Below are 22902 nucleotides of genomic sequence, written 5' to 3'. Positions count from 1 at the left end.
TTCGTCCTGGGCTTCCTGGACGCGGACGGGCGCCCGGACATGGCCGCCGTCCGCGCGCTGACCGGGACCTCCGGGGTGGCCGGGGCGATGGCCGGGGTCAGGGCCAGGTCGAGGACCTGGCGGACGTCGGAGACGGGGTGGACGTCGAGCTTGTCCAGGATCTCGGCGGGCACGTCGTCGAGGTCGGGCTCGTTGCGCTTGGGGATGATCACGGTGGTGATCCCGGCGCGGTGGGCGGCGAGCAGCTTCTGCTTGACGCCGCCGATCGGCAGTACCCGGCCGGTCAGCGAGACCTCGCCGGTCATCGCCACGTCCGGCCGGACCAGGCGGCCGGAGAGCAGCGAGGCCAGGGCGGTGGTCATCGTGATCCCCGCGCTCGGGCCGTCCTTGGGGACGGCGCCCGCCGGTACGTGCAGGTGGATGCCGCGCTCCTTGAGGTCGCCGACCGGGAGTTCCAGCTCGGCGCCGTGCGAGCGGAGGAAGGAGAGCGCGATGTGCGCGGACTCCTTCATCACGTCGCCGAGCTGGCCGGTGAGCTGGAGGCCGGACGCGCCGCTCTCCGCGTCGGACAGGGACGCCTCCACGTACAGCACGTCGCCGCCGGTGCCGGTGACGGCCAGGCCGGTGACGACGCCGGGGACCGACGTGCGCCGCTCGGCCGGGTCCTGCGCCGACTCCGGGGTGTGGTGCGGGCGGCCGATGAGCGGGCGCAGCTCGTCCACGCCGACCGTGAAGGGCAGTTCGCGCTCGCCGAGCTCGTGCTGTGCCGCGATCTTGCGCAGCAGCCGGGAGACGGCGCGCTCCAGGTTCCGCACGCCGGCCTCGCGGGTGTACTCGCCCGCCAGCTTGCGCAGCGCGTCGTCCGTCACGCTCACCTCGCCGGGCTCCAGGCCCGCGCGCTCCAACTGGCGCGGCACCAGGTGGTCCCGGGCGATGACGACCTTCTCGTCCTCGGTGTAGCCGTCCAGGCGGACCAGCTCCATCCGGTCCAGCAGCGGCTCGGGGATCGCCTCCAGGACGTTGGCGGTGGCCAGGAAGACCACGTCGCTCAGGTCGAGCTCGACCTCCAGGTAGTGGTCGCGGAAGGTGTGGTTCTGCGCCGGGTCCAGGACCTCCAGCAGCGCGGCGGCCGGGTCGCCCCGGTAGTCGGAGCCGACCTTGTCGATCTCGTCGAGGAGCACGACCGGGTTCATGGACCCGGCCTCCTTGATGGCGCGCACGATGCGGCCGGGCAGCGCGCCCACGTACGTGCGGCGGTGGCCGCGGATCTCGGCCTCGTCCCGGACGCCGCCGAGCGCGACGCGGACGAACTTGCGGCCCATGGCGCGGGCCACCGACTCACCGAGCGAGGTCTTGCCGACGCCCGGCGGACCGACCAGCGCCAGCACGGCGCCGCCGCGCCGCCCGCCGACCAGCCCGAGTCCGCGCTCCGCGCGCCGCTTGCGCACGGCCAGGTACTCGGTGATCCGCTCCTTGACGTCCTCCAGGCCCGCGTGATCGGCGTCCAGCACCTCCTTGGCGCCCGCGATGTCGTACGCGTCCTCGGTGCGCTCGTTCCAGGGCAGCTCCAGGACGGTGTCCAGCCAGGTGCGGATCCAGGAGCCCTCGGGGCTCTGGTCGCTGGCCCGCTCCAGCTTGTCGACCTCCTTGAGGGCGGCCTTGCGCACGTCCTCCGGCAGGTCGGCGGCCTCGACGCGGGCGCGGTAGTCGCCGCTCTCGTCCTCGGGCTCGCCGTTGAGCTCGGCCAGCTCCTTGCGGACGGCCTCCATCTGGCGCCGCAGCAGGAACTCGCGCTGCTGCTTGTCGACGCCCTCCTGGACGTCCTTGGCGATGGCCTCGGCCACGTCCTGCTCGGCGAGGTGCTCGCGCAGCGCCTCGGTGGCGAGCTTGAGGCGGGCCACCGGGTCGGCGGTCTCCAGGAGCTCGACCTTCTGCCGCGTGGTCAGGAACGGCGAGTAACCGGAGTTGTCGGCGAGCTGCGAGACGCCCTCGATCTGCTGCACCCGGTCCACGACCTGCCAGGCACCGCGCTTCTTGAGCCAGTCGGTGGCCAGCGCCTTGTACTCCTTGACGAGCTCCGCGACCGAGCCGGGCAGCGGATCGGGCACCGTCTCCTCGACCGTCGTGCCCTCCACCCACAGGGCGGCGCCGGGCCCGGTGGTCCCCAGGCCGATCTTCACCCGGCCCAGGCCCCGGATCAGCGCGCCCGGATCACCGTCGGAGAGCCGGCCGACCTGCTCGACCCGGCCGAGCGTGCCGGTCCCCGCGTACGTGCCGTCCACCCGGGGCACAAGCAGCACCCGTGGCTTGTTACCGCCGGAGGCGGCGGCCTGCGCGGCCTCCACCGCGGCGCGCACCTCCGGGTCGGACAGGTCCAGGGGCACCACCATGCCGGGCAGCACGACCTCGTCGTCGAGCGGCAGGACGGGCAGGGTGAGCGTTGCGGACGACGAAGCCATGATCTCCCCTTCGGCAGGCAAGTTGAGCTGTACCCACTCAATGCTTATGCGTCCCCAGATGTTCCCCTGGGGTTGTTCGCTGTGAGCGATCAGGGTGGATGACCGGATCCCGGAGCCGACCCGGCGGCTGATGTCAGTGGCGCCTGCCACGATGCCCCCGCACCTTCGCGATCAGGAGAGACACATGGGCACCTGGGATGTCGGCCCCTTCGGCAACGACACCGCCGGGGACTGGTGCGACGGCCTCGACAACGCGCCCGCGGACGCACGCCACGACACGGTCCGCGACACGCTCGCTCGCGCGGCCGGCGGCACCGGCTGCCTCGACGCGCCCACCGCCGAGAAAGCAGTCGCCGCGGCGGCCCTGGTCGCCGCGCAATGCCCCGGCGGCGACCCCACAGACGCCGCCCACGGGCCGGAAGAACCCCTTCCCGACCTCACCGGCCTGCGCACTCTCGCCCTCGAAGCCCTCGACCGCGTCCTGACCGAGCCCTCCGAGCTCTTGGAACTCTGGGCCCGATCCGGCGGGGGCCCCTGGCAGACGGCCGTCAACCGCCTCCGCGTCACCCTCGCGCCCCCGGCGTCAGGCGAACAACCGGCCCTGAGCTGACCTTCCGCCTCCACCGCATGCCCGAGCCCTGCCCGGAAGGCCCGCACGAGCCGGGGTGCTCCTCACCCGTCGGGCCCGTCGGGCCCCGCGACCGAGGGTGTCGAGCAGGAACGCGGCCTTCCGCGACCAGCGGCGTAGGCTCGTGACCATGGATGCGTTCTTACTGATCCCGGCCTTGGCCGGGGCCCCCGTGGGCGCGGAGAACCGACGGTCTCTCCAGCCGCGCCACCCGCGACGCGGGCTCGGCAGTCGGGCCGATCGTCCGAGGGGCGGTCGCTGACCGATGGGCACGGTGCTGTTGGTCGTGGGAGCAGCCGTCGCGCTCGGTATCACCGTGTTTGTGGCGGATCGCGCTCTGCTGGCGCTGGAAGCCCGGGGCTGGATCTACTGGCGCAAGACCAAACGCCTGTCGTCCATCGGCGCCGACCTCATGCAGGAGGTCACCCCCGGGGCCCAGACCGGCAAACGCGTCTTGGAACAGGAACGCGTGCGCAAGAACGTCAGGCCGGCACAGGATCCGCCGTTCCGGGTGGACCTGGAGGCCGGCACGGTACACATTCGTCGCGCCGGTCCTGACGGGCAGGAATCGTAGGTACCGCGACGGGCCTGCCCATCCGCTCCGGCTTCGCCGAGTGAGGGGGTCGTCGAGTCGCCGCCCCTCCGTCGGTCCCTCAACTGCTGATCCGCGGCCCCAGCTCCCGCGCCAGCGCCACCGTCAGCGCCCGGAAGATCCGCACTTCCGGGTCGCTGTCGTCGGCGCGTACGGCGAGGTAGGTGCTGTCGCGGGGGGCGTCCAGGACGGGGACGAAGACCGCGCCGGGCCAGGCGTAGTAGCGGGCGAAGGACTTCAGGCCGGAGCCGGCGGCCCGGCCCGTGACCACGCCGGTCAGGACTTCCTGCGGGGTGAGGGCGATGTCGGTGCTGCGGCCGTGGGCCTGGCAGTGGAAGTAGAGGTACTGCCGGAAGGCGCGCGGGGTGTGCGGGGGGACCTGGAAGATCGGCAGGCCGCCGAGGTCGGCGACGCGCAGGCCCTCCTCGCGGGCGTCGGCGAGCGGGGAGGACTCGGGGACGACGATGATGCGCTGCTCCGTGGTGAGGACGTCGGTGGCGATGCGTTCGTCCGCCGGGTCGGGGCGGATGAAGGCGACGTCCACCCGGTCCTCGACCAGGGCGCTGACGTGCTCGGTGAAGTCCAGTTGCCGCAGCTCGACCCGGATCTCCGGGCGCGCCCTGCGGTAGGCGTTGATCGCGGCCGGGGTCAGTTCGGCGGAGCCGTGGCCCATGATGCCCACGCGGAGCGGCCGGTCGGCGGGGGCGTCCAGGCGCACCGCGTCGGCCATGTCGTCCATGGCGGCGTTCGCGGCGGCGAGCAGGGTGCGGGCGTGTCCGGCCAGCCGTTCGCCGGCGGGGGTGGGGGCGACCGGGTTGCGGTACAGCAGCTGGGTGCCGAGGTCGTTCTCCAGGCGGCGGATGTGCTGGGTGACGGCGGGCGGGGAGAGGAACAGCCGCGCGGCGGCCCGTCCGAAGTGCCCTTCCTCCACCACCGCCAGGAAGGAGGACAGCAGGCGCAGGTCCATGCGGGCCAGCGTAGGCGAGCGGGGCGACGCGCACGGAACGGCGTTCACGAGTCGTGAACGCGTGCGGCGGGGGCGGGGGCACGGCTCGTAGAACTGGGAGTCATGAACACTTCCGGGTCCTCTCCCACCTGCGGCGGAACGGCGCGTTCGGTCACCGGTCCGGTGACGGCCGCCGGCCCCGGGGCGCCCTCTCTCGGCGCCCAGGCGTTCGCCCCCGAAACGGGGCCGCTCACCCCCGGCACGGGTCCGCTCGCCGCCGACACCGGTCCGCTCCGGTCCGCTCCCCGCCCGTCCTCCCCCACCCCCGGGCATCCGTCCGCCTCCCTCCCCCGTTACGGAATACGGGCGGGCTGGATGATGACGGCCTCCGGGTGGAGCGCCAACCAGTTCTCCGCGCTGCTCGGTGCCTACCGTTCCGAGCTCGGGCTCTCCGCGTCCGCCGTGACGGGGCTGTTCGCGGTGTACGTCGTCGGGCTGATCCCGGGGCTGCTGGTCGCCGGGCCGCTCGCGGACCGGCGCGGGCGGCGGCCCGTGGCGCTGACCGCGCTGGCCGTGCTCTTCCTCGCGTCCTGCCTGCTCATGGCGGGTCCGGCCGCGTCCGTGTGGCTGCTGCCGGGGCGGTTCCTGACCGGGGTGGCCGCGGGTGCGCTGATGGCGGCGGGTAGCGCCTGGATCAAGGAACTGTCCTCGCCACCGTTCGCCGCGGCGGGACCGGCCGGGGTGGCGGCGCGGCGGTCGGGGCTGTTCGTCACCGCGGGGTTCGCCTCCGGGGGGCTGGTGGCCTCGCTGATCGCCCAGTGGGCGCCGCAGCCGATGCTGCTGGCCTATGTGCCGCACCTGGTGCTGACGGCGGGGGCCTGGCTGGTGGCGTACCGCGCGCCGGAGACCCGTACGGGACGGGAAAACGCGGCGACGGCCGATCCGGCGCCCCGCTCCCGCCCCGACATGGCGCGCTTCCGCCGCGCCATCGTGCCGCTCGCGCCGTGGATCTTCATCGGGCCCAGCGTCGGCTTCGCCGTCCTGCCGGGGCTGGTGAACGGCGGACTGACCGGCTGGCAGACCGTCTACGCGGGCCTGGCGACCACCGTCGTCCCCGGCGCCGGGCTGCTCGCGCAGCCGCTGGCCCGGCGCCTGGCCGCGCGCAGCCGCCGGGCCACCGCGGCGGCCGGGCTGCTGGTGACCGTCGCGGGCCTTGCCCTGGCCGCGCCCGCCGCCGGGCTCGCCGACCCGGTGCTGGCGCTGGTGGCGGGCGCGGCGCTGGGGGCGGGTTACGGACTGGGGCTGACGTACGCCCTCGGGGAGGTCGCCGCGCTGGCGCCACCGGAGCACCTGGCCCGCGTGACGGCGTTCTTCTGGACGCTGGCCTACCTGGGCATGTTCGCGCCGTACGTGCTGAGCCTGCTGTCCTCCTTCGCGCCGATGGCCGCGCTCCTCGGCGCGGGCGCGGTGCTGGCCGCGGCGACCTGCCTGCTGCACGCCGTGCTGAATCGGCGCGGGGGACGGTGATCGGCCCGCCTCGTCAGGGACGTACGTTCGACGGTCCGCTCGCTTTCGTGTGACGCCGGGCCGTCTCCGTACGCCTTCGGCGGTTGGGGGTGTGGGGCGGACGCCCGGTGTGTTTGGGGTCGGGGCCGCCCCGGGGTACCTCTCCCCCAGCCTTCGGCCGGGGGTGCCCCCACGCGGCAGTTGCGCTTACCCGACGAGAAGTAGGTCAGGCAGAGCGAGATAGGAAAAACGAACCGGGCGGCCAACGCCACCCGCAACGATGCCCCTACGCACCCACGAACGGCACCGATCAAAAACGGGCCGACCCAAATCTTTTCCACCCCCCACAAGGGGCGGACGCGCATCCCACGGAAGGGGACGTCCCGGGGTGCCCCCGCAGCGGACTGGGGCGCGGCGGCCGGCGACTACATCGCGTCGGGTAAGCGCAACTGCCGCGAGGAGGTACCCCGGGGCGGCCCCGACCCCGAAAACAACGAAGCGTCCGCCCCACACACCCTCCCGCCGAAGGCGTACGAAGACGACCCCGGGGTCACACGGAAGCAAGCGGGCCGCCGCACAGAGACAAGCCGGACACCACCCGGAAGGGGCCCCCACACAGACGCCCCCCGCCGCACGTAAACGGCCACCCCCCAGACACCCCCGACCCGCATTTGCCTCCCCACCCCCCTCCCCCCGCAAGATGACCGCATGGCATCCGTACACCTCGACCCCGGAACACCCCCCTTCGCCCACCCGTACGACGGCTCACCGGACGCGCCGCGGACCCTCGACCGACGTGAGGGTCCGTACGGCGAGGTGGTGCTGCGGCAGCGCGGCGCGCACTACGAGATCATCGCCAACGGCTGCTTCCTGATGGACACCTCCGACGGGCGGTCCGAGCGGCTGCTGATCGACGCCGCGCTGGCAGAGCTGCCCGCCGAGCGGGAGCGTCCGGCGGTGCTCATCGGGGGGCTGGGCGTCGGGTTCTCGTTGGCCAGGGCGGCGGGTGAGGCGCGCTGGGGGGAGATCGCGGTGGTGGAGCGGGAGACGGCGGTGATCGACTGGCACCGGAACGGACCGCTGTCGGCCGTCTCCGGGAAGGCGCTGGCGGACCCGCGGACGGAGATCGTGGCCGCCGACCTCGTCGCGTACGTCCGTACGGGGGCGGGCGCGCGGACCTTCGACGCGCTCTGCCTGGACATCGACAACGGCCCGGACTGGACCGTCACCGAGGACAACGACACCCTCTACTCCCCCGCCGGTCTGGCGGCCTGCCGCGAGCGGCTGACCACGGGCGGGGTGCTGGCGGTGTGGTCCGCGCAGCCGTCGGCGGCGTTCGAGGACGCGCTGCGGAATGCCGGGTTCGTCGGGGTGCGTACCGAAGAGATCCCGGTTGCCCGGGGCGTCCCGGACGTCGTGCATCTGGCCCGCAAGGACGCGTAGCCGACGGTCACACCCTGCCCTTACTCTGCTCACCAGCAGTACACCGCCGTCGCGGTGGGCGACGGCCGCGACGGTGGTGACAGCGGGAGCAGAACGCCACTCCGGCCTCATCGGCGGCTCGGGGAGGCGACGTCGCAGCGGCGCGGGCGGACCCGGCGGACGGCACCCACGAGGTGGCCCCGGCGGCCCGGGCGGGCCGCACGGCAAGCGGCACGGCGCGCCCGCGAGCGCCGGGGCGACGCGCGAGACGGCGCGCCGCGCACGGGGGCGGCGCCGGTCACGGCACACGGGGACATGCAGGGGCGGGCGATGGACCAGACTCAGACCACCCGGGGCGGCACGGCCGCGTCCGGTTCGGGCACGCAGCGGCGGGTGCTCGTCGTGGAGGACGACCCGACGATCGTGGACGCCATCGCGGCCCGGCTGCGCGCCGAGGGCTTCTTGGTGCAGACGGCCGGGGACGGCCCGGCGGCGGTGGACACCGCGGAGGCGTGGCAGCCGGATCTGCTGGTGCTGGACGTGATGCTGCCGGGTTTCGACGGCCTGGAGGTGTGCCGCCGGGTGCAGGCGCGGCGGCCGGTGCCGGTGATGATGCTGACCGCGCGGGACGACGAGACCGACATGCTGGTGGGGCTGGGCGTCGGCGCGGACGACTACATGACGAAGCCGTTCTCCATGCGGGAGCTGGCGGCGCGGGTGCACGTGCTGCTGCGCCGGGTGGAGCGGGCGGCGCTGGCGGCGCACACGCCGCGCACCGGCACGCTGCGGCTGGGCGAGCTGGAGATCGACCACGCGCAGCGGCGGGTGCGGGTGCGGGGCGCGGACGTGCATCTGACGCCCACCGAGTTCGACCTGCTGGTGTGCCTGGCCAACACGCCGCGGGCGGTGCTCTCGCGGGAGCAGTTGCTGGCGGAGGTGTGGGACTGGGCGGACGCCTCGGGCACGCGGACGGTCGACAGCCACATCAAGGCGCTGCGCCGGAAGATCGGCGCGGAGCGCATCCGCACGGTGCACGGGGTGGGCTACGCGCTGGAGGCGCCGTCCGCATGACGCGTCGCGGATCGCCCGCGCGGGGGCTGGGCGGGCGGATCTGGGAGGGGCTGCGTCCTCTGGACCCGCTGCGTTCGGTCAAGGCCGCGCTGGGGGCGCTCGTCATCGTCTCGGTGATCATCACCACGTTCCTGGTGTTCGTGGCGATCCACTCCGCCACCGAGCTGCGCGTCGTCACGATCTTCTCGATCATCGCGTCGCTGCTGGTCACGCAGTTCGTCGCGCAGGGGCTGACCGCGCCGCTGGACGAGATGACGGACGTGACGCGGGCGATGGCCGGCGGGGACTACACGCGGCGGGTGCGGGCCAAGCGGCGGGACGAGTTCGGGGAGCTGGCCGACGCCTTCAACACCATGGCGGCCGATCTGGAGGCGGTGGACACCCACCGCAAGGAGCTGGTGGCCAACGTGTCGCACGAGCTGCGCACGCCGATAGCGGCGCTGCGGGCCGTCCTGGAGAACGTCGTGGACGGCGTCTGCGAGCCGGACCCGGAGACGATGCGCACGGCGCTGCGGCAGACCGAGCGCCTGGGCCGCCTGGTCGAGCACCTTCTGGACCTCTCCCGGCTGGACAACGGGGTGGTCCCGCTGCACGCCCGCCGTTTCGAGGTCTGGCCGTACCTGTCGGGGGTGCTCAAGGAGGCCGCGATGAGCCGGGGGGCGGCGACGCTGGCCGGGTCCGGCACCCATACGCGCACGGACGTGCATCTGCACCTGGACGTGGCGCCGCCCGAGCTGACCGCGTACGCGGACGCCGAGCGGCTGCACCAGGTGGTGGCCAACCTGATCGACAACGCCATCAAGCACAGCCCCCGGCACGGCCGCGTCACCGTCCGGGCGCGCCGGGGGGCGGCGCCGGAGAGCCTGGAGCTGGAGGTGGCGGACGAGGGGCCGGGCATTCCGGCGGCCGAGCGGCGCCGGGTCTTCGAGCGGTTCGACCGGGGCGGTCCGGGCACCTCGGGGCCGGGGGGCGACGGCGGGACGGGGCTGGGGCTGGCGATCGCCCGGTGGGCGGTGGATCTGCACGGCGGACGGATAGGGGTGGCCGAATCCGCTCACGGGTGCCGTATCCGCGTCACTCTCCCGGGGCTCGGACAAACGCGGAATTGACGATGGGTGACGTAGGGTCGGTGGAGGAAGCACACATCTCGCGGGATGGCGTGCGGGTACGTCGTACCCACCCTCATCTCCGCACACCCAAACCTCGTGTGTTTCCCGCCAAGTCCTGCCCGCAAACCCCCCGGGGAATGTGACGTACGCGACTGGTACCCCTCCCGGACTGCACTGATGTGCCGGAGAGGCGTAGCCTTTATTCCCGCTGTCCACCACCTTAGGAAGCGGAAGAGGGCGGTTGCCGCCGTGTCGCCACAGTCCCCCAACAGTTCGAGCGCTTCGACCGATCAAAAGGAGCAGGGGAAGAACCCCGCTGCGAAATTCGGTCCGAACGAGTGGCTCGTCGACGAGATCTACCAGCAGTACCTCCAGGACCCGAACTCGGTAGACCGAGCCTGGTGGGACTTCTTCGCCGACTACAAGTCGGGCGCCGCCGCCAACGCGGCCTCCCGGCCCGCCGGCGCGGACGGCTCCGCCCCGCCGGCTCCCCCCGGCCCGTCCCAGGCCGCCCCGGCGACGCCGGGCTCCGCCGCAGCGAGCGCTCCCGCAGGCTCCTCGCCGCAGCCGGCCCCCGCCGCCCCGAAGGCCCAGGCCCCCGCCGCGCAGCCCGCGGCCCCGGCCAAGCCCGCCGCGAGCGCCCCGGCCGCCCCCGCGCAGCCCGCCGCCGCGAAGCCGGCGCCCGCCAAGGCCGCGCCCGCCAAGGCCAAGGCCACGGACGCCACCGAGGCGCCGGCCGGCCCCGAGTTCGTCACGCTGCGCGGCCCGTCCGCCGCGGTCGCCAAGAACATGAACGCCTCCCTGGAACTGCCCACGGCCACGTCCGTGCGCGCGGTGCCGGTGAAGCTGCTGTTCGACAACCGCATCGTGATGAACAATCACCTCAAGCGCGCCCGGGGCGGGAAGGTCTCCTTCACCCACCTCATCGGGTACGCGATGGTGCAGGCGCTCAAGCTGATGCCGTCCATGAACTACTCGTACGCCGAGAAGGACGGCAAGCCGACGCTGGTCAAGCCCGAGCACGTCAACCTGGGCCTGGCCATCGACCTGGTCAAGCCCAACGGTGACCGCCAGCTCGTGGTCGCGGCCATCAAGAAGGCCGAGACGCTCAGCTTCTTCGAGTTCTGGCAGGCGTACGAGGACATCGTCCGCCGCGCCCGCAGCAACAAGCTGACGATGGAGGACTTCACCGGCGTCACCGCGTCGCTGACCAACCCGGGCGGCATCGGCACCGTGCACTCCGTGCCGCGCCTGATGCCCGGTCAGGGCCTGATCATCGGCGTCGGCGCGATGGACTACCCCGCCGAGTTCCAGGGCACCTCGCAGGACACCCTGAACAAGCTGGGCATCTCCAAGGTCATGACGCTGACCAGCACGTACGACCACCGCGTGATCCAGGGCGCCGCCTCCGGCGAGTTCCTGCGCATCATGAACCAGCTGCTGCTGGGCGAGAACGGGTTCTTCGACGAGATCTTCGAGTCGCTGCGGATCCCCTACGAGCCGGTCCGCTGGCTGCGCGACATCGACGTCAGCCACGACGACGACGTCACCAAGGCCGCCCGCGTCTTCGACCTCATCCACTCCTACCGGGTCCGCGGCCACGTCATGGCCGACACCGACCCGCTGGAGTACCGCCAGCGCAAGCACCCCGACCTCGACATCATCGAGCACGGCCTCACCCTGTGGGACCTGGAGCGCGAGTTCGCGGTCGGCGGGTTCGCCGGCAAGACGATGATGAAGCTGCGCGACATCCTGGGCGTGCTGCGCGACTCGTACTGCCGCACCACCGGCATCGAGTTCATGCACATCCAGGACCCCAAGCAGCGCAAGTGGATCCAGGACCGCGTCGAGCGCCCGCACTCCTCCCCGGAGCGTGAGGAGCAGCTGCGCATCCTGCGCCGCCTGAACGCCGCCGAGGCGTTCGAGACGTTCCTGCAGACCAAGTACGTCGGCCAGAAGCGCTTCTCGCTGGAGGGCGGCGAGTCCGTCATCCCGCTGCTGGACGCGGTCATCGACTCCGCGGCCGAGTCGCGGCTGGACGAGGTCGTCATCGGCATGGCCCACCGCGGCCGGCTCAACGTCCTGGCGAACATCGTCGGCAAGTCCTACGCGCAGATCTTCCGCGAGTTCGAGGGCAACCTCGACCCGAAGTCGATGCACGGCTCCGGCGACGTGAAGTACCACCTGGGCGCCGAGGGCACCTTCACCGGCCTGGACGGCGCGCAGATCAAGGTCTCGCTCACCGCGAACCCGTCCCACCTGGAGGCCGTGGACCCGGTCGTCGAGGGTGTGGCCCGCGCCAAGCAGGACATCATCGGCAAGGGCGGCACGGACTTCACCGTCCTGCCCGTCCAGCTCCACGGTGACGCGGCGTTCGCCGGCCAGGGCGTGGTCGCCGAGACGCTGAACATGTCGCAGCTCCGTGGCTACCGCTGCGGCGGCACGGTGCACATCGTCATCAACAACCAGGTCGGCTTCACCGCCGCCCCGGAGTCGGCCCGCTCCTCCATGTACGCCACCGACGTGGCCCGCATGATCGAGGCGCCGATCTTCCACGTCAACGGCGACGACCCGGAGGCCGTGGTCCGCGTGGCGCGGCTGGCCTTCGAGTTCCGGCAGGCGTTCAACAAGGACGTCGTCATCGACCTGATCTGCTACCGCCGCCGCGGCCACAACGAGTCCGACAACCCGGGCTTCACGCAGCCGCTGATGTACGACCTGATCGACAAGAAGCGCTCGGTGCGCAAGCTCTACACCGAGTCGCTGATCGGCCGGGGCGACATCACCCTGGAGGAGGCCGAGCAGGCGCTCCAGGACTTCCAGGGGCAGCTGGAGAAGGTCTTCACGGAGGTCCGCGAGGCCACCACGACCCCGGCCGCGCCCGAGGTCCCGCAGCCGCAGGCGGAGTTCCCGGTGGCCGTGGAGACCGCGGTCTCCCAGGAGGTCGTCAAGCGGATCGCCGAGTCCCAGGTCAACATCCCCGAGCGGGTCACCGTCCACCCGCGCCTGCTGCCGCAGCTCCAGCGCCGCGCCGCCCAGGTCGAGGACGGCACGATCGACTGGGGCATGGGCGAGACGCTGGCCATCGGCTCGCTGCTGATGGAGGGCACCCCCGTCCGGCTCGCCGGCCAGGACTCCCGCCGCGGCACCTTCGGCCAGCGGCACGCGGTGCTGGTCGACCGGGTCACCGGCGAGGACTACACGCCGCTGCTGTACCTCTCCGAGGACCAGGCGCGCTTCAACGTCTACGACTCGCTGCTGAGCGAGTATGCGGCGATGGGCTTCGAGTACGGCTACTCGCTCGCCCGCCCGGACGCGCTGGTGATGTGGGAGGCGCAGTTCGGCGACTTCGCCAACGGCGCGCAGACCATCGTGGACGAGTTCATCTCCTCCGCCGAGCAGAAGTGGGGCCAGACCTCCGGCGTCACGCTGCTGCTGCCGCACGGCTACGAGGGCCAGGGCCCGGACCACTCCTCGGCCCGGATCGAGCGCTTCCTCCAGCTGTGCGCGCAGAACAACATGACCGTCGCGATGCCGACGCTGCCCTCGAACTACTTCCACCTGCTGCGCTGGCAGGTGCACAACCCGCACCACAAGCCGCTGGTCGTCTTCACCCCGAAGTCGATGCTCCGGCTCAAGGCGGCGTCCTCCAAGACGGAGGAGTTCACCACCGGCGGCTTCCGCCCGGTGATCGGGGACAGCACCGTCGACCCGAACGCGGTCCGCAAGGTCCTGTTCTGCTCCGGCAAGGTCTACTACGACCTGGAGGCCGAGCGGGTCAAGCGCGGCGCCAACGACACCGCCATCGTGCGGATCGAGCGGCTGTACCCGCTGCCGGGCAAGGAGCTCCAGGCGGAGATCGCCAAGTACCCGAACGCGGGCAAGTACCTGTGGGTGCAGGAGGAGCCGGCGAACCAGGGTGCCTGGCCGTTCCTCGGCCTGAACCTGATCGACCACCTGGACCTGGCGGTCGGCGCCGACGTCCCGCACGGTGAGCGGCTGCGCCGGATCTCCCGGCCGCACTCCTCCTCGCCGGCGGTCGGCTCCGCCAAGCGCCACCAGGCCGAGCAGGCGCAGCTCGTCGCCGAGGCGTTCGACGCGTAAGGCGTGCCGGGGTCACCGGGCCGCGGTCCGGTGACCCCTCGGAGGCCGTGACGAAGGGCCCGTCCCCGCTGTTCTGCGGCGGGGACGGGCCCTTGTCGCTGTGTGTCTCTGTGTCTCTGTGTCTCTGTGTCTCTGTGTCCCTATGCGTCTCTGTGTCTCTATGCCGGGTGCGCCGGCGGGTCACCGGCCTTCCGGGCCGCCCGGGCCGTCGTCGTAGTACGCCACCGGGGTGCCGCCGCGTGCCGCGCGGTGTTCCAGGGCGTCCACCACGTCGGCGAGCACCGGGTGGGCCACCTTGGCGCGGAGGGCGGCCAGGTCGGGGCGGCCGAAGTCGGGCAGCGCCCGATCACCAGGGGTCTCGATCACCGGCGTGCGGCCGGTCGGGGAATCCACCACGTTCTCCCTTCGGGGACCGTCCGCGGCCTCATACGGGCTGCGGCTCGAAGTCCCAGTACGGGCGCCGGCGGCGCCGTGCGGACAGGGTGTGCGGGTGTTCGGGTCCGAGGGTCTCGGTGAGCTGCTGTACGGCTTCCTGTTCGAGCTTGGCGGCTTCCTGGCCGCGGCGCAGCGCCCGCAGGTCCTCGGCGAGCGCGGACTTGGCGGAGAGGGTCAGCGGGTGGAGGTCGCCCAGCACCCGCTTGGCCCGTTCCAGGGTGTCGCGGCTCAGCTCGACGGCGCCCTCCTCGTCGTCGACGCGGTTGCGGGCGGCGCCGGCGTTCAGCGCGCAGCCCAGCGTCCACGGGTGGTCGCGGCCCACCGCGCGCGCCATGCCGGCCAGCGCGTCCTCGGCCATCTGGAGCGCCTCGGCCAGGTCGCCCAGCTCGCCGCGGACCAGCCCGGCGTTGCCGAGGGTGCCGACCGCGTACGGGTGGCCGGGGCCGGCCAGCGTGCGGTAGCGCTCGGCGACCTCCTCTGCCAGTTCGCGGGCGTGGCCCAGGTCGCCGTGCTCGCGCAGGAACGTGGCGTAGTCCGCCCGGACCATCAGGGTCTCCGGGTGACGCGGCCCCTGCACCCGCTGGGAGCGTTCCACGACGTCCGCCATCAGGGCCTCGGCCTGGGCCAGGTCGCCGGAGCGGCGCAGGCACAGGGCGAGGTTGTGGTCGGCGCGCAGGGTCTGCGGGTTGTGCGGGCCCATGACCTGGTGGTGCAGCCGGGCGTTGAGGTCCTGGCGGGAGACCGCGTCGCGGTAGCGGCCGAGCAGCCGCAGCATCCGGGCGTGCGCGGTGCCGGCGTTGAGGGTCAGGTGGTGGCGGGCGCGCAGCTCGCGCTCCCGGATGGTCAGCACCTCGCGGTAGGTCGCCAGCGCCTCCTCGTACCGGCCGAGCAGCCCGAGGGCGGCGGCGCGGTTGACGCGGGAGGAGAGGGTGCGCGGCGCCTCGGCGCCCATCAGGTCGACGTACGCCGTCCACACCCGGTCGAAGAGCGCGAACGCCTCCTCGTACGAACCCAGCGCCATCAGCGTGCCCGCCAGGCCGTCCTGGGCGCGCAGGAGGTCGGCGTCGGCCGGGCCGCGTTCGGCGGCGAGCTGGTCGACGATGGAGCTGCCGACCGCCTCGGCCTCGCGGTAACGGCCCAGCCAGCGCAGCATGTTGGCGTGCTGGTGGGTGAGGATGAGCATGGAGCGCTGGGTGGGCGCCATGCGGGTGCGCCAGCGGGAGAGGAACTGCTCGCACAGCCGCAGGCCCATCCGGAACTCGCCGCGCACCCGGAGGTACTCGATGCAGTTCAGCAGCAGCTCCTGGACGGCCGGGTCGGGGCTGTCCAGGACGCCGGCCGGTTCCAGGTGGGGGATCAGCTCGGCGTAGCGCTCCCAGTAGCGGGTGTCGGAGGGGATCTGCGGGTCCGCGCTGACGAGCACCCGGCAGGCGGTGGCGGACATCTTGTCCCGCTCGTCCTCGGTCATGTCGCTGCGCAGGAAGCGGTGGTAGAGCCGGTGCATCTGCGCCGTCTCCACGGCCGGGTCGAACGTCTGCGAGACCTGGTAGTCCAGCCGGACGGCGGTGGACTCGGTGAGCCGGCGCAGCGCGGTGTTCCAGCTGATCGGCTCGGCGGCCAGGTCGGCGAGGTGTTCGGGCAGGTCGCCGCGGCGGGCCTTGGCGAGCATGGGGACGGGGATGGCGTCCGGCGCGAAGAACGCGAAGAGCTTGAGCAGTTCGACGGCGGCCGGGCTGCGCTCGCGCAGCGTGTTCAGCGTTATGGCCCAGCTCGTCTGGAAGGCCATCGGGTAGTCGGAGGAGATCCGGATGCCCACCAGGCTCGGTTCGCCGCGCCGGATGAGCTGGATGTACTCCTTGGGGGACATCGGGTTGGCGTCCAGCCAGGCGGCGGTCTGCGCGAGCAGCAGCGGCAGGTCCTCCACCGCCTCGGAGAGCAGGTCGGCCTCCATGGGGGTCAGCCGCGGGGCGCGCCGCCGGGCGTAGGCGACGGACTCCAGGCGGGTGAAGGGCAGCACCTCGATCTCCTGGGCGCTGCCGGAGCCGGACCAGTCGCGGGTGAGGGTGGTGATCAGGACGTGGCCGCGGCCGTCGGGCACCAGGTCCTCGATCTGCTCCATGTCGTCCGCGCTGTCGAAGATCAGCAGCCAGCGGCGGTACGGGCGTCCGACCCGCAGCGCCTCGTGCACCGCGCGGATGCGGTCGCCCAGCTCCTGGCCGACGGGCAGCCGCAGGCGGGTGGCCAGCTCGGCGAGCTGTTCGCGGGCGGCGCCGCGGTTGGTGGCGCTGATCCACCACACCACGTCGTAGTCGTTGCCGAAGCGGTGCGCGTACTCGGCGGCGATCTGGCTCTTGCCGACGCCGGAGATGCCGTACAGCGCGATCCGGGTCTCCAGCGGCGGCCCGGCGCCCAGGGCGCCGCCGTCGAGCTTGCCGTGCAGCTCCTCCAGGATGTTGTCCCGGCCGGTGAAGCGGTTGTTGCGGCGCGGGATGTTCCAGACCTCGGGCGGGTCGTTGGGGAACCTCGGCGCGTTGGCGGCGGGCTCCTCGGCGACGCGCGGCGCCGGGCCCAGGCCCAGGCGGTGCAGTACGCGGCGGTGCGCCTCCTGGGCGTCCAGGTCGCGCAGGTCGGCGGGGCGCAGGATGGAGGCGTTGGTGGGGAGCTTCTGGGTGGCGACGCTGACGGCGGCGAACCGCTCCAGGTGCGGCGGGACGACCTCCTGGAGGGCGGCCGTCCACTCCTCGTGGCTCTTGGGACCCAGGCGGAAGTACCAGTCGTCCAGCACCATCAGCAGGCGGCCCTCGGCGGCCAGCAGTCCGGCCAGTTCCTCCGTCAGAGGGGTGTCCGCGGTGGGGTCCCAGCGCAGCATGGTCGTGGCGTGCCCGCGCTGTTCCAGCTGGTGGGAGATCCAGGCGGCCCACGGGCGGTTGAAGCCCGCGTAACTGATCGTGATGTGCTCGGCGGAGCCGCTGGTACTGGGCTGATCGACCATGCGACCGTCTCCCTGGAATGCGGTGGTTCGAAAACGTGCGTGAGCCGACTGCTCGGCACGATAGCCCAACTGTCCCCCGAACGGGCTATGCCGCGTCAGCTCGGGTCACTGGGCCGCGAGTTGACGTCCACGGTAGCGTCCAGCCGTGCGGCGATGTGCCGGATGAGCCGTTCGAGATCGGCGCAGTACACGGACGGGTTACGGAACCCGCTGCCGTCCGCGCGGTACCGGTGCGCGTAGTTGCCGCCGCCGCAGACCTCCACCAGCGCGCAGGCCCGGCACTGCTCCCCCAGGCCCTCGGCGCCCTGCTGGCGGGCGGCCATGCCCGGGTGCGCGAGCGCCTCGTCGAAGGTGTTGCGGAAGACGTCGAGCCCGGTCGCGGCGGCCCCCTCGTAGGTGGACTTGAGCGAGTCGACCTGTTCGATGGCGCCGTCGGTGTCCACCACCACGGCGACGACGGGCGACAGGCCGACCGCCTCGCTGCTGCTCGGCCGCCCCAACAGCAGGCCGATGATCTCCGTGAAGACGCGCACCCGGGGGCCGGGACGCGGCTCGTCCCACCACAGGTCGAAGACGGCGCACAGCCAGTCCCCGTACGGCGTGCGGCCCGCGTCCCCCAGGGGCGGCGGCGGTGGGCTCGCCCAATTGGCGTGCGGGAGGAGGAAGTCGAGCATCGGCGGGTCCAGCGCACGCAGCGACCGGTAGACCTCGGCGGGGTCGGCGGTGACGTCGATGGTGCACAGGATTCCGGCGAACGTCCCCGGGCGCCGGACGAGCCGCCCCACGGCGCGGGTGACCGCGGGCCAGGACGGGCGGCCCGCGTGGTCGAGCCGTCGGCGGTTGAGCCCGGGGGTGCCGCCGTCCAGGCTGATCCCGATCCGGAAACCGGCCGCGGCCAGCGCGTCCAGCGCCTCTTCGGTGAGCAGGGTGCCGTTGGTCTGCACGCCGAAGCTCACCGCGCAGGAGGCGGGCAGCGCGGCGCGGACGGCGGCGGCCTGGTCGAGCAGCGGGCCGGGGCCGGTCAGCAGCGGTTCGCCTCCGTGCAGGTCGATCCGGATGTCGGTGAGGCCGTGGGCGCGGACGTGCTCCGCGATCCGCTCGGCGGTCCGCCGGACGGTCTCGGCCGGGACCTGCGCCGGGCGGTCCCGCCAGCTCCGGTCCGGGCTGGTGTAGATGTAGCAGTAGGTACAGGCCAGATTGCACCGGCTGTGGACCTTCAGTACGAACTGCCGGAAGGGGACCACGGTCCGGCCGGTTCCGCCCACCACGGCGCCACCCCCTGTCGTCCTGTCGTCGCCCCGTTCGGCGGACGCCCCGGGCCCGCGCGTGCTTCCGGGCCTCCCCCGGGTCCGCGCGTGCTGCCGGACGCGCGCCGCGCCGTGCTGCCTGAGCATGGCCCGGCGACCGAACAGGGAACCGGAAAGGGGGACAAGTGGCCGGTTCACTCCCGCGATTGCCCGGAAAGTGCCGCCGGGGGCGGGGCGGGTGGGGGGCTTGGGGCGTGGGTGGGGAGGGAGGACGACCGCCGGGCCGCTGCCGCGTCGGCCCGTCCTCGGTACGTCGCGTCGGAGGACGGCCGCCGGGCCCCTGCCGCTCCGGCCCCGTCTCGCGGTACGCCGACGACCGCCGGGCCGCTGCCGCTCGGGTCCGCCTCGCGAGGACGAACGCCGCGCCTGCCACCGCTCCGGCCCGTCCCCGCAGTACGCCACCACGGAAGGACGAACGCCGGACCTGCCACCGCCCCGGCCCGTCCGCGCGGTTCACCACCGCGTCGCCGGACGACCGCCGGGCCACCGGCCCGCCCCGTAGGACGCCGCCGCCGTAGGACCGTCCCGGTCCCCTACCGCTGCGGCCCGCCTCGCGGTGCGCCACCACGGAAGGACGAACGCCGGACCTGCCACCGCCCCGGCCCGTCCGCGCGGCTGACCACCGCGTCGCCGGACGGCCGCCGGGCCACCGGCCCGCCCCGTAGGACGCCGCCGCCGTAGAACCGTCCCGGTCCCCTACCGCTGCGGCCCGCCTCGCGGTGCGCCGCCGCCGTCGGACGGTGCCCAGGTCCCCACCGCTTCCGGCCCGTCCTCGTAATACGCCACCGCGTCCCGCGCGTCGGGCCAGTCGCGCAGCAGGAGCGCGGCCACCTCGCCCAGTACCGGGTGGGCCGTGCGCGCGGCCACCGCGGCCACGTCGACGGCGCCGAAGTCGGGCAGCGGCTCGGCCGACGGGCCGGCGGCCGGGGCCGGGCCGGTCAGGGGGGTTGTCGCCACGCTGCTCTCCTCTGGGCTGGATGGACGGGTGTGTTCCCGAACGCCTGTACAGGGAAACACGGTCCCGGTCAGCCGGTGTGCCGTCGTTCACCCGCCGCGCAGGGCGCTCAGCCGCTCCCTGGTGCGGCGGGCCTCCGGGGTGTCCTCCTCCGTGGCGAGCTGCCACTGCTCCCAGCTCTCCCGGTAGGCCTGCACCGCGGGCCGCGGGCCCGCGGTGTCCTCCAGCACCTCGCCGCGCCGGTGGTGGGCGCGGGCGGCCAGCACCGGGCGGTGCGCGCGGCGGGCGTCGGCGGCGGCGCGGCGGTAGGACGCGGCGGCCCGGTCGTGCCGCTCCTTGGAGCGGAACCGGCGGTCGAGCAGCAACTGCACGTCCCCGACCTCCAGCCACGCCTCGGCCGAGACCACCGGGTCCGGCGAGCCGCGGGCCGCCAGTTCCAGCACCCAGTCGGCCTCGTGCAGGTCGGCCAGCGAGGGCTGGCGTTCGTAGCGCAGCCGCAGGGCGCGGCCGAACTGGAGGCGGTGGCCGCCCAGGTCCGGGTCCTGGGGGGCGACCCGGCCCAGCGCCTCGCGCAGCACGTGCACCGCCTCGTTGGCCATCCGCCGGCCCGCCTCCCGGCCCGTCTCCAGGCGGGCGCGGGCCAGCAGGGCCGCGCCGCGCTCGGCGAGCAGCCGGCTGTGCTCGGGGGTGTCGGGGATGGTCAGGCGCAGCGCGGCGGCGAGCGCGTCGATGGCCTCCTCCAGGGCGTGCACGTCACCGGTGCCGGTGTGCACGGCGCGGTGGGCGGCGGCGGTGCGGGCCAGGCTCTCCGCCTCCAGGGCCGGGTCCTGGAGGGCGTGCGCCATGTCGCGGGCGCCCTCCAGGGTGTGCAGCACCACGGGCAGGAGGGTGTCGTCGCCGCGCAGCGAGCGCGCCTCGGCGAGGTCGAGCAGGGTCTCGCACAGCTTGCGGTCGGCGGCGCCGCCCCGGCGGCGCAGCAGGACCACGGCGAGGTCGAGGTCGGCGGCGGCGCGCAGGGCGAGCGGGGCGGCCGGTTCGCCGGTGCCGGGGGCGGTGCGGGCGGCCCGGCGCGCCCGGTCGAGCAGGACGCCGCCGCGGGCGGCGTAGATCTCGGCGGGCACCTGGGCGCCGCTGGGCCACTGGTCGAGGAGGGTGGTCAGGGCGCGTTCGGCCTGCCGGAGCGGGTCGGGGGCGCCGGGCTCCCGCGTGCCGGGCTCCGGGGTGCCGTTGCCGAGGGCGGCCAGCCGCCGCAGCACGTCCGTGCGCAGCTCGACGCACTCCAGGACGCGCGGGTCCAGCAGTCCCATCAGGCCGCGCGCTGCCTCCAGATGGCGGGCGGCCTCCTCCAGGGCGGCGCGCTCGGCCTCCGCGGTCGTGCTGTCCTGCGCGACCGCGTACCGCACCCGGGCGCGCACGATCAGGGCCCGCACCCGGGCCTCGCCGTCGTCGTCCCCGGCGCGCTCGGCGGCCTCGTGGGCGGCGCGCACGGCCCGTTCGGCCTCCTCCAGGGCGTCCGGCTGCCGCCATTCCGCCCAGGCGTGCAGCAGGGCGCGGGCGAAGTCGGTGCCCGCCTCCGGCAGCCGCCCGGCGGCGGCGCGCAGCAGCCGCACGGCCTCGATGAGGTCGCGGACGTCGCCGTCCTGTTCGTAGCGTTCCAGCCGTCCGGCGCCCTCGGCGGCGGGCCCGTCGGTGGCGTACGGGGAGCGGACGGGGGCGCGCAGCGCCGGTTCGAAGCGGCGCAGGACGCGTTCGGAGATGCGGGCGAACGGCTCGGGGACGGCACGCCGTCCGGTGCGCGGCTCGCGTCCGCTGCCGGAGAGCATGGCGACGGCGACGGCGGGGAAGTTGCGGGCGCCGCGGCCGAAGGTGCGCTCGATGTAGAGGGAGCAGTGCTTGAGGACGAGGGCGGCCTCGCCTGCACTGAGGCGGGCGAGCAGGATGTCGCGGACGCCGGGCACGAAGTCGAACCACGGCCCGGTGCCCTCGGCCTCCCGCCCGGACGGCCGCCCCGGCGCCGGGAGCTGCTCGATCAGCCCGCCGAGCAGCACCTCGGCGAGCTCGGCCGGGCCGGTCTGGGGCAGCATCGCCCGTTGGACGAGCTGGATGACGGGCAGCGCCAGCGGAACGGCGGACAGGTGCACGGCGAGGTGCCGGGCCTCGGGCGAGGCGACCCGTTCGAATTCCCGCACCAGGGCGTCGGGGGCGGCGCGCTCGGGCTCCGGTGCCACGCCGGTGTCCGGCCCGTGGTCGGCGCGGACCACGGCCGCCGCGCCGCGCAGCGTCAGCCCCGCGTCGGCGGCGGCCAGCCGGGCCCAGGTGCCCAGGGCGGCGGGGGCCGCCGACAGCACCGGCACGGCGCGCTCGCGGACCGCGTCGTCGGCCTGCCGGGGCGCGGCCCGGCGGCGGCGCCGCGCGGGCCGGAACTCCAGCGCGGTGTACGGGCCCTGGTGGCGCACCAGCGTCCCCGAGGCGGCGGGCAGCAGGGTCCGGCCCCACATCCGCTGCGGCAGCGGCTGCACCACGGCGACCGGCGCGTCGGCCGCCCAGCGGTACAGCAGCCGCTGCATCCGCCCGTCCCGCCACAGGGGTCCGGCGCAGTCGCTGACGACGAGGGTGAGGTGGTGGCCGGTGGGGTCGTGGAGCTGGTCGACGGGGCGCAGCGGGTCCCCCGGGTCGGGCCCGGCGGCGACGCCGACCTCGGCGCCGTAGGGGTGCAGGTAGTGCACGGTGACGTCGCGGAAGGCGCCGACCCGTTCGCAGACCTGCCGCAGGTCGTGCAGCATCTGCTCCCAGACGGCCATGGTGGCGGAGCCGTCCATCAGCAGGCGCAGGGCGGCCTCGCGGTGCCGGACGCCGCGCAGCACGGGCGTGACCATTTCGAGGTGGGCGGAGAGCTCGGCGGTGGCGGTCTCGTCGAGTTCGTGGCGGGCGGGCGCGACGGGCGGGTGGTAGCGCTGCACGGGCCGCAGCGCGCGCTGTAACGGCAGCAGGCCGGGGAACGCGGCGGCGATCGGGACGGCCACCTCGCCCAGGCCGCTCCGGTCCGGGTCCAGGGGGCGGTCCTCGCGCGCGGTCAGCAGCTCCACCTCGCGCCGGGGCGCACCGGCCTCCCGCACGGCACCCGCGCCGGGCACGCTCCCCGATGCGCGCGGGCGTTCGGAGTCCACCGAGAAAGTGGCCGGATTTCTGCGGTCCGCGGGGGCGGCGCCCCCGTCAGGCTCCGGAACGGCGGCCTCCGGCGGCCCGGTGGGCGTGATCCACTGGGCCAGCCACAGGGCGTCGGCCATGGCGCGGGCGTCCGCCGGCAGCCCCGCCGCGCGCAGTCGCGCGACGAGCTGGTCGAGGGGGCCGTGCCCCGGCTCGCCGGAGGGCACCG

The 22902-nt window shown here is 74.0% G+C and carries 14 protein-coding genes; 7 read left to right on the top strand and 7 right to left on the bottom strand.

The window, feature by feature from the left end; genetic code table 11:
- A partial coding sequence (lon, locus tag ABZX96_RS23135) for an endopeptidase La (protein WP_355547441.1) occupies nt 1-2459 on the bottom strand: 2459 nt, incomplete at its 3' end.
- 184 nt (nt 2460-2643) lie between these two features.
- Here lon and ABZX96_RS23130 point away from each other — a divergent pair.
- Nucleotides 2644-3069: a DUF4259 domain-containing protein gene (locus ABZX96_RS23130; RefSeq protein ID WP_355547438.1), complete on the top strand. Its 426-nt coding sequence runs from the start codon at nt 2644-2646 to the stop codon at nt 3067-3069.
- Between the two features lie 283 nt (nt 3070-3352).
- Nucleotides 3353-3661, top strand: coding sequence for a hypothetical protein (locus ABZX96_RS23125; RefSeq protein WP_355547435.1), 309 nt, complete (start codon nt 3353-3355; stop codon nt 3659-3661).
- 79 nt (nt 3662-3740) lie between these two features.
- Here the strand turns inward: ABZX96_RS23125 and ABZX96_RS23120 are convergent, their stop codons facing one another.
- Complete coding sequence (locus ABZX96_RS23120) at nt 3741-4646, bottom strand: LysR substrate-binding domain-containing protein (protein ID WP_355547432.1); 906 nt, start codon at nt 4644-4646, stop codon at nt 3741-3743.
- A 102-nt stretch (nt 4647-4748) separates the two neighbouring features.
- Between ABZX96_RS23120 and ABZX96_RS23115 the strand changes: the two genes are divergently transcribed.
- From ABZX96_RS23115 to ABZX96_RS23095, 5 genes are all read left to right on the top strand, one after another.
- The gene (locus tag ABZX96_RS23115) at nt 4749-6152 is read left to right on the top strand and encodes an MFS transporter (RefSeq protein ID WP_355547429.1); all 1404 of its coding nucleotides are present in this window, start codon (nt 4749-4751) and stop codon (nt 6150-6152) included.
- Between the two features lie 687 nt (nt 6153-6839).
- Complete coding sequence (locus ABZX96_RS23110; protein ID WP_355547426.1) at nt 6840-7574, top strand: spermidine synthase; 735 nt, start codon at nt 6840-6842, stop codon at nt 7572-7574.
- 309 nt (nt 7575-7883) lie between these two features.
- Entirely contained in the window at nt 7884-8624 is a 741-nt protein-coding gene (locus ABZX96_RS23105) for a response regulator transcription factor (protein WP_355547423.1), read from the top strand.
- The gene (locus ABZX96_RS23100; RefSeq protein ID WP_355547420.1) at nt 8621-9733 is read left to right on the top strand and encodes an ATP-binding protein; all 1113 of its coding nucleotides are present in this window, start codon (nt 8621-8623) and stop codon (nt 9731-9733) included. Before ABZX96_RS23105 ends, ABZX96_RS23100 begins: the two co-directional genes overlap by 4 nt.
- A gap of 249 nt (nt 9734-9982) precedes the next feature.
- The gene (locus tag ABZX96_RS23095; protein WP_355547417.1) at nt 9983-13837 is read left to right on the top strand and encodes a multifunctional oxoglutarate decarboxylase/oxoglutarate dehydrogenase thiamine pyrophosphate-binding subunit/dihydrolipoyllysine-residue succinyltransferase subunit; all 3855 of its coding nucleotides are present in this window, start codon (nt 9983-9985) and stop codon (nt 13835-13837) included.
- Nucleotides 13838-14017: 180 nt separating this feature from the next.
- On the opposite strand, the gene ABZX96_RS23090 is transcribed toward ABZX96_RS23095, so the two are convergent.
- The 5 genes from ABZX96_RS23090 to ABZX96_RS23070 form a co-directional block, all read right to left on the bottom strand.
- Complete coding sequence (locus ABZX96_RS23090) at nt 14018-14230, bottom strand: YxD-tail cyclophane-containing RiPP peptide (protein WP_355547414.1); 213 nt, start codon at nt 14228-14230, stop codon at nt 14018-14020.
- Between the two features lie 31 nt (nt 14231-14261).
- A complete protein-coding gene (gene fxsT / locus ABZX96_RS23085) occupies nt 14262-17264 on the bottom strand; it encodes an FxSxx-COOH system tetratricopeptide repeat protein (RefSeq protein ID WP_355547411.1) in 3003 nt (1000 codons plus the stop codon).
- A gap of 95 nt (nt 17265-17359) precedes the next feature.
- Nucleotides 17360-18532 (bottom strand): FxsB family cyclophane-forming radical SAM/SPASM peptide maturase, encoded by a 1173-nt coding sequence (locus tag ABZX96_RS23080; RefSeq protein ID WP_355547408.1) that lies wholly within the window; start codon nt 18530-18532, stop codon nt 17360-17362.
- A gap of 735 nt (nt 18533-19267) precedes the next feature.
- Entirely contained in the window at nt 19268-19528 is a 261-nt protein-coding gene (locus tag ABZX96_RS23075) for a YxD-tail cyclophane-containing RiPP peptide (protein ID WP_355547405.1), read from the bottom strand.
- 87 nt (nt 19529-19615) lie between these two features.
- Complete coding sequence (locus tag ABZX96_RS23070; RefSeq protein ID WP_355547402.1) at nt 19616-22900, bottom strand: SAV_2336 N-terminal domain-related protein; 3285 nt, start codon at nt 22898-22900, stop codon at nt 19616-19618.
- Between the last annotated feature and the right edge of the window lie 2 nt (nt 22901-22902).

This window comes from Streptomyces sp. NPDC003077, assembly GCF_040611095.1.
Lineage (GTDB): Bacteria > Actinomycetota > Actinomycetes > Streptomycetales > Streptomycetaceae > Streptomyces.
Note: the sequence above shows the minus strand (reverse complement) of the source record. Positions and strands in the feature narration are given on the sequence as shown.